At 38.2% G+C, this 14,740-nt stretch carries 14 protein-coding genes; 7 read left to right on the top strand and 7 right to left on the bottom strand.

Annotation, left to right across the window (positions count from 1 at the left end):
• Positions 1-101 precede the first annotated feature (101 nt).
• From BLR60_RS08880 to BLR60_RS08860, 5 genes are all read left to right on the top strand, one after another.
• Complete coding sequence (locus BLR60_RS08880) at positions 102-590, top strand: cytidine deaminase (protein WP_090498898.1); 489 nt, start codon at positions 102-104, stop codon at positions 588-590.
• A 179-nt stretch (positions 591-769) separates the two neighbouring features.
• Positions 770-2,452 (top strand): PNGase F N-terminal domain-containing protein, encoded by a 1,683-nt coding sequence (locus tag BLR60_RS08875; RefSeq protein WP_090498896.1) that lies wholly within the window; start codon positions 770-772, stop codon positions 2,450-2,452.
• A gap of 824 nt (positions 2,453-3,276) precedes the next feature.
• Positions 3,277-6,177, top strand: coding sequence for a DNA gyrase/topoisomerase IV subunit A (locus tag BLR60_RS08870; protein ID WP_090498894.1), 2,901 nt, complete (start codon positions 3,277-3,279; stop codon positions 6,175-6,177).
• A 354-nt stretch (positions 6,178-6,531) separates the two neighbouring features.
• Positions 6,532-7,191: a nicotinamide riboside transporter PnuC gene (gene pnuC, locus BLR60_RS08865; RefSeq protein WP_090498892.1), complete on the top strand. Its 660-nt coding sequence runs from the start codon at positions 6,532-6,534 to the stop codon at positions 7,189-7,191.
• 20 nt (positions 7,192-7,211) lie between these two features.
• Positions 7,212-8,300 (top strand): acyl-CoA dehydrogenase family protein, encoded by a 1,089-nt coding sequence (locus BLR60_RS08860; protein ID WP_090498890.1) that lies wholly within the window; start codon positions 7,212-7,214, stop codon positions 8,298-8,300.
• Here the strand turns inward: BLR60_RS08860 and msrA are convergent, their stop codons facing one another.
• From msrA to BLR60_RS08825, 7 genes are all read right to left on the bottom strand, one after another.
• Positions 8,301-8,843 (bottom strand): peptide-methionine (S)-S-oxide reductase MsrA, encoded by a 543-nt coding sequence (gene msrA / locus BLR60_RS08855; RefSeq protein WP_090498888.1) that lies wholly within the window; start codon positions 8,841-8,843, stop codon positions 8,301-8,303.
• A gap of 182 nt (positions 8,844-9,025) precedes the next feature.
• Complete coding sequence (locus tag BLR60_RS08850) at positions 9,026-10,075, bottom strand: hypothetical protein (RefSeq protein WP_090498886.1); 1,050 nt, start codon at positions 10,073-10,075, stop codon at positions 9,026-9,028.
• An 87-nt stretch (positions 10,076-10,162) separates the two neighbouring features.
• Complete coding sequence (locus tag BLR60_RS08845) at positions 10,163-11,044, bottom strand: RsmD family RNA methyltransferase (protein ID WP_090498884.1); 882 nt, start codon at positions 11,042-11,044, stop codon at positions 10,163-10,165.
• On the bottom strand, positions 11,041-11,430 hold the full coding sequence (locus BLR60_RS08840) for a type II toxin-antitoxin system VapC family toxin (RefSeq protein WP_090498883.1): 390 nt from the start codon (positions 11,428-11,430) through the stop codon (positions 11,041-11,043). Before BLR60_RS08840 ends, BLR60_RS08845 begins: the two co-directional genes overlap by 4 nt.
• Positions 11,430-11,675, bottom strand: a complete 246-nt coding sequence (vapB, locus tag BLR60_RS08835; RefSeq protein ID WP_090498881.1) for a type II toxin-antitoxin system VapB family antitoxin — start codon at positions 11,673-11,675, stop codon at positions 11,430-11,432. Before vapB ends, BLR60_RS08840 begins: the two co-directional genes overlap by 1 nt.
• 23 nt (positions 11,676-11,698) lie before the next feature.
• Positions 11,699-12,451, bottom strand: coding sequence for an ABC transporter ATP-binding protein (locus tag BLR60_RS08830; RefSeq protein ID WP_090498879.1), 753 nt, complete (start codon positions 12,449-12,451; stop codon positions 11,699-11,701).
• A complete protein-coding gene (locus BLR60_RS08825; RefSeq protein ID WP_090498877.1) occupies positions 12,451-13,185 on the bottom strand; it encodes an MlaE family ABC transporter permease in 735 nt (244 codons plus the stop codon). Before BLR60_RS08825 ends, BLR60_RS08830 begins: the two co-directional genes overlap by 1 nt.
• Positions 13,186-13,332: 147 nt before the next feature.
• Here BLR60_RS08825 and BLR60_RS08820 point away from each other — a divergent pair, with 147 nt between their 5' ends.
• Complete coding sequence (locus BLR60_RS08820; protein WP_090498874.1) at positions 13,333-14,022, top strand: SDR family oxidoreductase; 690 nt, start codon at positions 13,333-13,335, stop codon at positions 14,020-14,022.
• A gap of 19 nt (positions 14,023-14,041) precedes the next feature.
• Positions 14,042-14,731, top strand: a complete 690-nt coding sequence (locus BLR60_RS08815; RefSeq protein WP_167354707.1) for a PspC domain-containing protein — start codon at positions 14,042-14,044, stop codon at positions 14,729-14,731.
• The last annotated feature ends 9 nt before the right edge of the window (positions 14,732-14,740 follow it).

Raw genomic sequence — 14,740 nt, 5'->3', positions numbered from 1 at the left:
AAATTAATTTTAAGGCAGGTTTACTAAATAATACAAAAAATAAACTAAATTGTTCGCCCGCCATAAAAATTTAACAATGGCGGTTATATAATTACTTCAAAATGAATTCAATAAATCTTAATATAACTTTTGAACGGTATGCCGATATTTCAGAATTAACCTTACCCGATAGAACGCTTTGCGAACGTTCAGAACAGGCGCTCCGTACTTCTTATTCTCCCTATTCTAAATTCAGGGTGGGTACAGCTATCAGACTGGCCTCGGGCGAAATTGTTTTGGGCAGCAACCAGGAAAATTTAGCCTATCCATCAGGGCTTTGTGCAGAGCGTGTTGCGCTTTTTAGTATTGGCTCTACTTATCCTGACGCCGTGATAGAAAGCATGGCGATTACTGCGCAGACCGATAATTTTGAGATTTTAAAGCCAGTAACTTCTTGCGGAGGCTGCTTACAGGTAATGGTAGAATTTGAGCGTAAACAAAATGCACCGATTGAGGTAATTTTTTATTGTTTAAATGGAGAAGTTTTAAAAGTGCCTAGTGTAAAGAGTTTAATACCCTTTGCTTTTGTTGAGGATAGGTTGGAGCGATAGTCGCAGAAGTATTTCTTCTCTGGATTGTTGACATTTCGAGCGGAATGGAGAAATCTATCTTGTTAGATCTCTCCACTCCGCGTTGCTTGGAGATGACGATTTCTACCTTAGTCTATCGGTTGGTGCCGCACTAACCTACACTATATAAACTATTCTCTATATTTGGTTTTTTAACTACAATGAAATACCTCTACACCCTGATTTTCTTTGCTTTTATATCTTTTAACCTGCATGCGCAGGGTTTACTTAAGGGTAATGCCGTTTACAAAATAACTTATTTCCGCTCGGCTGATGGAAAACCAAAAGAAGATCGAAACCCAGCAGTGGTTATTGCTTCTGCAAAGCAGAACTTAATCAGTAATGCGTCCGTTCTTGATCATAAGGCAAAATATCCTTACGAACAGACAATTGTAACAAAGCCCGGGCAAATTTTATTTCAGGTGTCCGATTTAGCACTTAATAATCAGATCGCCACTGCCGATAGCACTTCAATTGCTAAGCAGGTATTTAAATTTGGCCAGGAAACAAAAGTAATTTTAGGCTACACTTGTAAAAAAGCAACAACGGTGGTAAATTCTAACCGTATCGATTTATGGTATACGACTAGCGCTGGTATAAAAGCTGCACCAACGAGTTTAGGGCAAAGTTTAGGGCTGGTTTTAGAACAGGTTCGCAACGGGAATAGTTATATCACGGCTACGAAAATTGAAGAAGTTAAAAAAGCGCAGCCGGTAGATATACAAAGAATAAGCGCTAAGCTTACCGATGGATTAACTTATAAAGATTTGCTTTGGAAAAGTAGATTTACCACTTTAAATGTTTTTAATAAAGAAACGATTAATTTTATTGATAAACCTCAATCAAACGATTCTATTTTTCGCTTTGCAGGCGGAACCGTAATCGCAAGAAAAGTTAAATTTCCTCAATTAACCAATCCAAATGTATTTGTCGACTTAACGGAACAATCAAATGGTGATGCTTACGACAGGACAGGTTCGGTATTTATTATCCCAACTGATAAAAAGATCAGTTTGATGGATGCGCTCAAAAATTCGGTTAAGGCGCTACCTGTTTATGATAATGGGAACGGGAAACAGTATCAGGGTGTGGTAGCTATGGCAGATTATAATCCGGTAATTGAATTAATGCGCTTTTTTACCCCTTTCGGCGTGGGTAAATACAATACCTTAAAATTAAAGGATAAAAACTGGGCGGAGAAAGTTTATTACCGTCAGGATGTTTCGGAGTTATTTCCTTTAGTGAACGGAAAAGAAGCCTGGGTAGCTGTTTTTATTGGTAATTATGATAAAGGTGGACATCAGGTTTCATTAAATATTACCCTGCATAACGGGGATCGGTCAAAAGAAACTAAGAATGTGGTTTTACCTTTATTTAATTCGACTAATGTAATGGAAATGGCCGGACAAGAATATGCCACCATGTTTAGCAGCGAAAAAGGTTTGGAAGTTTCTTTTACTTTAACAAAAGATGTAAAGGATGCGAAACTGCGTTATATTACCACCGGACATGGCGGCTGGAGCAATGGCGATGAGTTTGTGCCACGGAAAAATACGATTTGGTTAGATGAAAAAAAAGCTTTTGCTTTCACGCCATGGCGACAGGATTGCGGATCATACCGTTTATCAAACCCAGCCTCAGGTAATTTTGAAAATGGACTTTCTTCATCAGATTTAAGCCGTTCTAATTGGTGTCCGGGTATGGTTACTAACCCAAATTGGATTAGTTTAGGTGATTTAAAGGCTGGTACACATACCATAAAAGTAACTATACCCATGGGAAAACCTGAGGGTGGCAGCTCCAGTGCCTGGAATGTTTCAGGTGTGCTGTTGGGGGAGGAATAATGGATATGGAGATTGTCATTGCGAAACCGATTTTCATCGGGTGAAGCAATCATTAAAGTAGGGGCACAAAGGCATTAAACATTGCTTCGTCGTTCCTTCTTGCAATGACGACCGATTTTTCTATGCACTATGCCACCCTAAATAGTTCCACAAAACCTTTTTTCTAAACCGGATTGCAGAGAAGATCCTTTTTTGGGTGGGGTGGGCTGTAGGTAAAAAGATCGTATCGGAAAGCCGGAAGTAACAATAACAAAACCTACAGACCCTGCTTTCCAAATCAATAAAATACATTTAAATTTCAGCAGGTGAGACACCAGCCAATAGATAAGACACCAGCCGATGGGTAGAAGGATCTTTTATTTGCTTTACTTTTACCACATAGGATATTTAAGGTAATATAAGCTCAACAGTTTAACTTTTAAGAATGTCAATTGTGATGGTTTTTATGCGCCATGCAACCTTAAATAGTAGTACAACCCTACTTTTCTAAACCGGATTGAAGAGGAGATCCTTTTTTTGGGGCCGGGTGTATGGCATGGGCAAAAAAAGATCGTATCGGAAAGCCGGATTAACACTTCATAATACTTACAGAACCCTGCTTTCCAAATCAATAAAATATATTTAGATTTCTGCAGGTGAGACATCAGCCGATAGATAAATAGAACTTACAGAACCCTGCTTTCCAAAATCAACAAGCAAGTCTGAACTTCGGTAGGTGAGGCATCAGTCGATGGGATAGATGCGCTTTGCAAAATGTGAATAACCTCTCTTCACGCTGTGCCATCATTTTTATTATATTTACGGCTGCCAATTTCTGTAAATAAATGAGTGAAGAATTAGATCAAAACGTAAACGAAGAGCACAAACATACCATAACCCCAATCAACGGTTTATACGAAAACTGGTTTCTCGATTATGCGTCTTATGTAATTCTCGATAGGGCAGTTCCGCATATCAATGATGGTTTAAAGCCCGTTCAACGACGCATTATGCACTCTCTTAAAGAGATGGATGACGGGCGTTTCAATAAAGCCGCAAACGTAATTGGTAACACCATGAAATACCATCCGCATGGTGATGCTTCCATTGGCGATGCGATGGTGCAGATTGGGCAAAAGGATTTATTGATCGACATGCAGGGTAATTGGGGCGATCCGGTTACTGGCGACAGCGCTGCAGCGCCAAGGTATATTGAGGCGCGTTTATCAAAATTTGCCAACGAAGTAGTATTCAATCCTGATACTACCGAATGGCAGTTAAGTTATGACGGGCGTAACAATGAACCGATTACTTTACCGGTTAAATTTCCTTTGTTGCTTGCACAAGGTGCAGAAGGTATTGCGGTAGGTTTGGCTACCAAGGTAATGCCGCATAATTTTATTGAATTGCTTGATGCATCGATAGAAGCATTGCGCGATGTACGCCCAAATATCCTACCCGATTTTTTTACGGGTGGTATGGCCGATTTTTCGAACTATAACGAAGGTCAGCGTGGCGGTAAAATCCGTGTGCGTGCCAAAATAACCGAGAAGGATAAGAAAACGCTGGTCATCACAGAGGTACCCTTCAGTACCACAACAGGCTCTGTGATTGATAGTATTTTATCGGCGAACGATAAGGGCAAAATCAAGATCAAGAAGATTGAAGATAACACGGCGGCCAATGTAGAAATTGTAGTGCATCTGGCACCTGGTATATCGCCCGATGTAACCATTGATGCGCTTTATGCCTTTACGGCCTGTGAAGTATCGATCTCACCCAATACCTGTATTATTCAGGGTGATAAGCCACTTTTTCTAAGTGTGAACGATATCCTGATCGAAAATACCAGACACACCAAGAGTTTACTTAAGAAAGAACTCGAAATCCGTCTGCACGAATTACAGGAGAAAATCTTCTTTAGTTCATTGCTTAAAATATTTATTCAGGAGGGTATGTACAAAAATCCTGAATATGAAAACTCATCCAATTTTGAAACCGTAGTTGAGGTTTTACACGTTTTATTCGATCCGTTTAAACCATCGCTTTACCGCGAAATATTACCTGAAGACTTTAAGAAGCTGATTGATAAGCCGATGAGTAGCATCACGCGTTTTGATGTGAAAAAAGCCGATGAGCAGATGAAAAACCTGGAAGATGAGATTAAAGTTGTTAAAAATCACCTGAAACATCTTACCGATTACGCCATTGCCTGGTACCAGAAACTGAAAGATAAATACGGAAAAGGACGTGAACGTAAAACCGAAATCCGTTTGTTCGATCGGGTTGAGGCATCTAAAGTTGCCCTGGCCAACGTAAAACTATATGTAAACCGTGACGATGGTTTTGTGGGCTCAGGCTTACGTAAGGATGAATTTGTGGCCGATTGTTCAGACATTGATGAAATAATCGTTTTCCGTGAGGATGGAAAATGCATGATTACCAAAGTGGCCGATAAAACTTTTGTGGGTAAAGGCATTATCCATGTGCAGGTATTCAAGAAAAACGACGAGCGTACCATTTATAACATGGTTTATAAAGATGGAGCAAGCGGTACTTCATACATTAAAAGGTTTGCCGTAGTTGGGGTTACACGCGATAAGGAATATGATTTAACCAAGGGATCAAAAGGATCGAAGGTTTTATACTTTACCGCTAATCCAAACGGAGAGGCCGAAGTGATAAATGTATCCTTAAAGCCGCATTCTAAATTGCGTAAGCTGCAGTTTGATCTTGATTTTGCCGAAGTGGCCATTAAAGGACGGGGATCGCAAGGAAATATCGTATCCAAATATCCGGTTAAAAAAATTATTCTGAAGAGTAAAGGTGTTTCTACCTTATCAGGACTAAAAATTTGGTACGATGATTTGTTAAAACGCCTGAATGTTGATGGTCGTGGTAAGTACCTCGGTGAATTTGATGGCGATGATCGTATTTTACAGGTACATAAAGATGGATATTATGAATTAAGCTCTTTCGAACTAAGTAATCACTTTGATGATGGATTAATCTTGATCCAGAAGTTTAATCCTGAACAGATTTTTGCTGCAGTACATTTTGAAGGGAAAGCGCAAAACTATTTTATCAAACGTTTTGTATTCGAACTGCAAGCTAATGGCAAAAAAACCATTTTTATCAGTGAAGAGCAGAAATCGAAGTTGCTATACCTGACTTCAAATCCGGCAGCAAAAGTTATTGTTGATGTGTTAAAAGGCAAAACACAAATTCCTGAAACATTAGACTTGACCCTGGCAGAACTAATTGATGTTAAAGGATTGAAGGCGAACGGCAATAGGTTATCGCCGCATGATGTTCAGAAAGTGGTATTGGAAGAGCCGGAAATAGTTGTTGAAGAAGCAGAAGGAACCACTTCGGAAGAAGAAAATGGCGATGGCGAGTCAATACCTGAAGAAGAAGCTGCGAATGAAGAACCAGAAGCCGATAATGCAGTAACTGAACCAACCGTAATTAATGAGCCTGTTGCAACGCCGCCAAAACCAAAGTTTGAACGTGCAGAAGCGCCCATCGTCAATGTTGATAAGCCAGAGACAAAAGAAAAGCCTGTTGCAGTAGAAAAACCTGCAACAGAAAAACCGAAATCAGAAACTGAAAAAGTTAAAAAAGAAGATGTTAAGACCGGGGATAAGCCCGAAACAGCCGAAAAAACCGTTAAAAAGGTAGATTTCGAAATCACCAATCCAGATGATATCGATATTGATGATAAAGGGCAATTAGGCCTGTTCTAAATAGATTTAAGAGTGGTCAACTTTCATAGCCAACGGTAAGAAAGTTGACAACTCTTCACATTTCAATCAAAACATTTCATTTTAAAGCCTATATTTGCCTTGCTCAAAGGGGTGCTTTTTGGTATTGCAATTTCTGTTGCGTCCAACTTGCTGAGATTATACCCATTTTAAGGCAAAAGGCAGATAGGTAGAAGGCAGCGGGTTTCCCCCTCGACCTTACAACCCTCCACCCCTCAACCTTAAATGAACCTGATGCGGATAATGCCGCCGTAGGAAGAGGTTAAATTTACAAACTGTTTCGCCCCGAAAACGGTATCTAATTATTTTTACCGGCCGCAAGGCAAATTATTGTAAATGAATTTTCAAGACTGGTTTAAGCTTTTTCAGGAGCAGATTTTAAACACTTCATTAATCGAATGGTTGGCCGTGGGTTTCGGTGTAACTGAAGTTTTGTTGGCGAAGAAGAATAGCATCTGGCTATATCCAACCGGTATCATATCTATTTTATTGGTAATGACTTTACTATACAGCGCAAATTTATATGCAGAAATTGTATTGAATATTTATTATTTGGTAATGAGCGTGTATGGTTGGTTAATTTGGAAAAATCAGGAAAATCATCACCATAAGGAAGTCCGATGGTCAACAAGAAAAGAAATAGTTATAGCTGTTTCAATTTCCGTAATAGGATTCGGGATTTTCTACACCGCTCTAATAAATTTACCTGAGCATTTTGTAGTTGCTAAAATTGATATTTTCTTTACCAAATCTGATGTTCCAATCGCTGATGCCTTTGTTTCTGCATTTGCATGGGCAGGCATGTGGTTGTTGGCTAAACGCAAAGTAGAAAACTGGATATTTCTGAACATATCCAACATTGTGGCCATTCCATTGCTTTTTCATAAAAAGCTGCCACTGATGGCCTGTTTAACAACGTTTTTGTTCATTGTAGCCGTATTTGGTTTTTTTGAATGGAAAAAGATCATTAATGAAAATAAACTCAAGTTGGCTTAATAACTTCTACATAAAAAATAATGAGTGAAACATTGGCAACTACCTGGCAGGAAAAAGTTAAAGCTTATGCCGCACTTTCTGAAGAAATGGGTAAGTTACACCCAGAAATTTTGGAACTGGCCTATCAGGAAAATTGGTTTAAACTTTTTGTACCCAAGGCTTACGGTGGGCCTGGCAAAAAGCTTCCAGAAATTTTAAGGTTAGAAGAAGAATTGGCAGAAGCTGATGGAAGTTTAGGATGGACGGTTACACTTTGTGCCGGCGCAGGTTGGTTTGCCGGTTTTTTAAACCCCGAATTGGCTACTGAGATCTTTGCTGATCGTAAAGTTTGTTTTGCAGGGAGTGGCGCCGTTGGCGGAGTGGCTGTTAAAACACAGCAAGGTTATCTGCTTAGTGGTAAATGGAGTTATGCCAGCGGTGCATTGCATGCTACTATCTTTACTGCTAACTGTACGCTTAAAAACGAAAACGGTGATGATATTCTGGACGAAAATGGATCGCCAGAAGTTAAGTCATTCATTCTTAAAAAAGAGGAAGTGAATATTTTGCCGGGCTGGTCTTACTTTGGCTTAATAGCTACAGGAAGCCATGCTTTTGAAGTTTGCGATTTAAACGTTAATGAAAATCGGGCCTTTAAAATTAATCAGCAAATTGAAGTGGCTGATTACGGTTTTGATTATCCCTTTTTACAGCTCGCAGAAGCTACCTTAACGGTAAATAGTTTAGGAATGACCAATCATTTTATTAAACTGGTAGAACAATCTTTTTATGCCCGATCTGGATTAGGAAGATATAGCGAAGCGCAGATTTTATTTTTTAATAATGAACTTAAGCGCTGTAAAGATGAACTGTTAACCCTTCGAACCAAATTCTACCATGCTTTTGATGAATCTTGGAATCAGTTAATCAGTAATGGTGAAATTACAGGTGACAAATTAATGGCGGTAAGTTCTAACAGCCGTAAATTGGCGCGTGCCTGTTGGAGATTAGCAGCAACCTTATTCCCATACTGTGGTTTAGCGGCTGCAAAAAAAGAATCTGAGATTAACAGGGTTTGGAGGGATATTTATACAGCCAGCCAGCATGCCTTACTTACTTTCGAAAGCTAATTATTCCAAAAGCGCCGATTTAACTTTATCTTTAAAATCTGCAACAAATTTATTTAGTTTAGGTTGTATTACAAAAGCGCAATATGGTTTTGACGGGTTATGTCCATAATAGTTTTGATGATAATCTTCTGCTTCATAAAATTCAGCTGCCGGTGAAACTTCTGTAGCAATGGGCTTATCGAAAATATGCTGTTTCGTTAAATCTGCTATCATTTTCTGTGTCTGCTCTTTCTGCTCTTCATTTTCATAAAAAACTACCGAGCGGTACTGTGTACCCACATCATTACCCTGTCTGTTTAAAGTTGTTGGATTATGGGTTTTAAAGAATACCAATAAAAGTTCAGAAAATGAGATCAGGTTTTCATCAAATGAGATCTGAACCACTTCTGCATGGCCGGTATCGCCATTGCATATTTCCATATAGGTGGGATGCTTTAAATCTCCGCCCATGTAGCCCGATGTAACCTGGCTTACGCCATTTAAAGTCTGAAAAACGGCTTCGGTGCACCAAAAACAGCCCCCGCCAAATGTTGCTATTTGCATATCCTACACTATATAAAATCTATTCCAACTTTTAGATCATATTTAAAAAAAGACATTTTTTTGATATTAAAATAGGATTAATGGTTGATTTTTCCTAATTGTTTTGATTGTACGGCGTTTTATATCAATCTGTTATAAATAAATAATAAAAAAGCCTGTAATCGCAATTACAGGCTTTTTTATTATTGATATTGGATATATATCGGTTTTGGTTTTAGCTTTAGCAGTTCTTCTGGCGTCATTAAACGCTTAGGTTCTTTTTTCAGGTCATTTTTATAGAAAAGTTTAAAGCCTGTAAATTGTACCGGTTCGTTTTGTATAAAGTGGCGGTAGGTGCCAATTTTTAAATCGGGTTCGCCCCATCCATCCATGTGCACTACTACCTGTACTTCAGGACGTAGTTTAATGTTAGCTGAATTGGTTACCATCTTTTTTGTAAAACGGTGCAATACAAATACTTTTGGAGGTAAATTATGCTTTTTAACAATATCTGCAAGGTATTGCGTTACATAATTTACATCGACAGCATCATAAGTGCCGATTTTTTTACCAGGCAATGAACCGTCTTTCATCGAAAATTCCGGATCTATACCTAAATGTACATAAGGCAGTTCAAGATATTTTTCGATATGAGGTAACTCCGCTTTTATCGTGCTTAAAGCGACCTGAAGATCCAAAAATACGATGGTATTAGGTTGCATTTTAGCAATTTTTAAAACAGAATCGATCTGTTTGTTACCCATCCTGTTGATATATTTTCCGTCTTTTCCAGGAGTTCCACTCGCTACTGCAGCAATGTAATGCAATCCAGGTTGTACCGGGGTAGAAGGATCAGCTTTTTCCCAATGTTTAACTTCAGCATTCAGGCGTTGCCACATTTCTTTAGGTGCATACTCGCCGAGTGCACCCATTTTTTTTGAATGCAGGTTTCCATAATAAACAACAATACGTTTGAAAGGTAAAATAGCTCCGGCTAAAGGATAAGGTTGTTTTTTAACTGGCCACTTTCCGGTAGTATCTCCGTTTGCCAATTTTTTCATCAACGAATCATAAAGTTTTGGATCAACCGGTTTCATTACATTAACGGTTGAATCGGTTTTCTTTTTAGTGGTATCAGATGAGAAGATTTTGCCAATGCCGCTTCCGCCTTTACTGTCTGAATTGCAGTTGGCAAATAAGCTGATTGCAGCAAAACCAAGTATTACGGTGCCTGCTAATTGAGGGAATTTCATAGATATTTAATAATTAAAATTTAGTCTTTTTCCGGACCGATGAAAGTAGTTCGGAAATCTGATAGTTTAAAATAAAGTAATCAACATTTACACATTACAGAATTTACCGAAAACACCTAATGGCAATTTAATGCCTGATGTAGCCTGTAGAAACAGTTCTCCCGTCTCAAGATTTTTAACAGCAGGAAAAGAAGTACGGATTAAATTTTCAACAATTACTGAAGAAAAACCAAGTGAGTAGGTATTTAGGATAAGGAAATGTTCTTTTTCATCTAATAATTGTACTACATCCTGCATCATTTCCTGGATATGATCTTCGAGTTTCCACTTTTCGCCATTAGGACCGTGGCCATAAGCTGGTGGGTCTAGAATAATACCATTGTATTTTTTGCCCCTTTTTAATTCTTTCTTTACAAATTTTAAGGCATCCTCAACCATCCAGCGGGTATCTTTCAATCCTGAAAGTTCCTGGTTTTCATTTGCCCAGGTAACTACTTGCTTAATCGAATCTACGTGGGTAGTTTCTGCACCTGCCGCGTTGGCAATTAGCGATGCAGCACCGGTGTAGGCGAAAAGATTTAGAACTTTAGGCTGTGGTGTTTTAAATTTTTTAATCGAAGAAGAGATGAAATCCCAGTTTACTGCCTGCTCAGGGAATACGCCCACGTGTTTAAAAGAAGTTAAACCTAAACGAAGTTTAATAGCCACTTCATCATTTTTATATTCTACATGCCAGCGATCAGGAATAGATTGATTTTTCTTTACCCATTCGCCCGAAGTAGCCGAACGGCCCCTAAAAGTGATGTTGGCCGTTTTTTTCCAATCCTGTTCAGAGTATGTTTTTTTCCATACCGCCTGAGGCTCAGGACGGATAAGGGTTACATTTCCAAAACGTTCTAATTTTTCAAAATCTCCGCAATCAATCAGTTCATAATCTTTCCAATGGGTTGGGGCAAGTAATTGTATCATGTATTAAATAACTTTAAATTTGGGTAGCTTTTGATATATTGATCATCAGTTATCAGCGTTAAATCATTAGCTATTGCTTGTGAAATAATAAGCCTATCAAAAGGGTCTTTATGTATTAATGGTAATTTAGAATAAGTAGTAAAATCGTATTTAGAAGGCTGAAGAATTTTTACCTGATAATGGTCGAGCAATTGATAAATGGAGTTTATATCGTCTTTTAACTTCAGTTTTCCAATATTTAGCTTAATTGTGATTTCCCAAATACTAACAATACTGATAAGTTTTTCAGTATCGGTATTGTTTATGATTTCTATAACCTTTTTTGAAATAGCATTATCTCCATTAATAAAAAAAAGAAATATGTGTGTGTCTAATAAAAAACGCATTACATATAATCCTTTAGCTCGTCTAATGGCTCGTTAAAATCATCAGAAATATAAAGAATTGTACCTTTCGCTGCACCATATAAGCTTTTTGGTTCTTCAACAACATTTGCTTTTTCACCTGCTGATTTAGGGAAACTTTTTGAATGCTTGGCTTTTAAAAAATCAATAAAATCTTCTACCTCATTTACCATGCTTTCTGGTAAGGTTTCCAATTTGTGAATGATATTTTTGGTAGCCGAAGTCATAATAAACAAATATAAGAATTTTCTTAAAACTTATCTTTTGCGGCTTTCATGAAGCGGCTGGCAAATACAAAATCGTTTAATTCTTTAATATCGGTATGTGCAATTTCTTTATTACTACCTTCCCAGAATTTTTTTCCTTCATGTAAGAATAAAATATAATCGCCAATACCCATAACCGAGTTCATATCATGTGTTACTACAATAGTTGTGGTTTTATATTCTTCAGTAAGTTCCTGAATCAGTTCATCAATTACGATGGAAGTTTTCGGATCTAAACCCGAGTTAGGCTCATCGCAAAATAAATATTTCGGGTTCATCGAAATGGCACGTGCAATACCTACACGTTTTTTCATACCACCAGATAATTCTGCCGGGAATAATTTGTTTTTACCCGCCAGGTTCACCCGTTCTAAACAAAAATCAACTCTTTCCAGCTTTTCTTTTCTGCTTTGATCGGTGAACATGTTTAAAGGAAACATGATGTTTTCTTCAACGGTCATACTATCGAACAGGGCAGAGCCTTGAAATAACATGCCGATTTCTTTACGTACCTCAATGCGCTGCTCGTAGGTCATTGGCGTAAAATCGCGCCCATCATACAGTACCGAGCCAGAATCTGGCTGGTGCAAACCTACCATACATTTCAGCAGGGTTGTTTTTCCCGATCCCGAACCACCAATAATTAAGTTGGTAACACCTTCTTCAAACTTTCCGGAAATACCTTGTAATACGTCGTTTCCGGAGAAAGATTTATAAATATCTTTAATTTCGATCATTACAATAAAAGTTGAGTAACTAAATAATCGCAAACAAGAATAGAGATACAGCTAATTACAACTGCTCTTGTACTGGCCTGCGAAACTTCTAAAGCACCACCACGAACATAAAAACCTTCATACGCCGGAACTGATGTAATGATGAACCCAAATACAAAGGCTTTTACCAGTGCTACTACGATGGTATAAGGATTAAAATCAGTTGTAATACCTTGCATATATTCTGCTGGCGTAACGGCCCCAGAGATTGAACCGCCAATATAACCACCAGTAATACTTAAAAACATAGAAATGATCACCAGCATGGGTACCATGGTTATGCCTGAAATAATTTTAGGAAGGATAAGGTAGCCAGGTGCGTTTATGCCCATTATTTCTAAAGCGTCAATCTGTTCAGTAACCCGCATCGAACCAATTTCTGATGAAATGGCCGACCCTATTTTTCCTGCGAGTACAATTGCACTAATCGTTGGGCTTAACTCCAAGATACTGGAGTCGCGGTTTACAGAACCAATAATGGTTTTGGGGATAAAATCACTAACCAACTGGAAAGCAATTTGTAAAGTCATTACTGCACCGATAAAAGTAGAAATAATAGCAATTAAACCTAAAGAGCCCACACCAACATAATCCATTTGTTTGGCGATTTCTTTCAGGTAAATTTTCAGTTTTTCCGGCTTTCTGAATACAGACTTGAGTAGCAGGATGTATCTGCCGAAATTGGTAAAATTCATTCCGTATGTATTTGCTTAATTTAAATGATCATTCTATACTACTACAAAGAAACGATAAAAAAGTTGGAGCGCTTTGCTAATTACAAAAATATTCGTGGTTTTGAATATAATTATGGTTTTTTGTCAACAAAAATTAAACCATAAATAATGAAAGCTGTAATAACAGGTGCAAGTAAGGGAATTGGAAAAGCTATTGCAATTAAATTTGCCCAAAATGGGTACGATTTAGTTTTGGTAGCAAGGGGCGCAGATGACCTCAATAAGCTTCGGGAGGAATTAAGCCCTTATGGAAATGTTGTTTTTACCCATGTAGCAGATTTTTCGGTTAAAGAAGAAGTGTATGCTTTTTTAAATTCAACTGCTATAAATTTTGATCATGTAGATGTTTTAGTCAACAACGTAGGGGTCTTTTCACCCGGCAGTATACTTGACGAAGATGACGAAACCTTCGAAAAACAGCAACATTTAAATACCAATGCCACCTATTATTTGAGTAAATTCTTTGGAAAAAAAATGCGCTCAGCTAAACGGGGCCATATATTCAATATCTGTTCGGTGGCCAGTAAAGCACCCGTAAAAAACGGAGGCAGTTATAGTGTAACAAAAGCAGCGATGTTGAGTCTTAATCATGTATTGCGGCAAGAGTTAGCACCTCACCATGTTAAAGTGACAGCATTTTTGCCAGGCTCCACTAAAACTTCATCCTGGGAAGGCACAACGATTCCGGATGAAAAATTTGTACAGCCTGAAGATATTGCAGAAACTTTATTTACCATTTTAAACTTAAGTAAAGGGGTAAATGTAGACGAGGTTTTAATTACTCCGCTTGATTTTTAAACACAAAATGGACAACGTTATGGAAAAGAAGCTTTTTAGAAACGAACACGATAAGATGATTGCCGGTGTAGCTTCGGGACTTGCAGATTACATGCAGGTGGAGGTTACCATAATTAGGTTATTGTTTGCATTATCGGCCATATTTATGGCAGGAGGTGGCTTAATTGCCTATGTTATCATGTGGATTATTGTTCCGGTGAACAACGATCCGGCAGCAAGGTTCTCTAAATTTAATGATTACTTTGGCAATAAAAATCCAAATGCACAGCCGTTTGGAAACGCCGATCCTTTTGCCGGACCTGCTAATCAGGGAAATCAGAATTGGACACAACCTGTGGACGGCACACCTAAAACACCTTTCGAAACACAGCCCGATTTTAGTAAATTCAACAAATCTAATGATACTGGCCGCACCATCGGCGGATTGGTATTGCTGGTAATCGGATGTTTTTTCCTGATGCGCGAAATGGATTTTATACCTGATTGGTTTAGTATCCGTAACCTATTCAGATACATGTGGCCGTTAATATTTATTGCTTTAGGTATAAGTATTATAGCCAAATCAAAAAGAAAAAATGACTGGGCGGCTTTTCAGCACCAACAGGAAGCTGAACAACAAAAAACAGCTGATTTTCCTGAAACGATTGTAGAAAGTGAACCTACAACATCCGTAAACAAAGATGATCATTCAACACCTGCTCACCCTTAAGTATAAATA

Source organism: Pedobacter terrae, from assembly GCF_900100705.1.
Classification (GTDB): domain Bacteria; phylum Bacteroidota; class Bacteroidia; order Sphingobacteriales; family Sphingobacteriaceae; genus Pedobacter; species Pedobacter terrae.
This window is presented reverse-complemented; position numbering and strand designations above follow the sequence as displayed.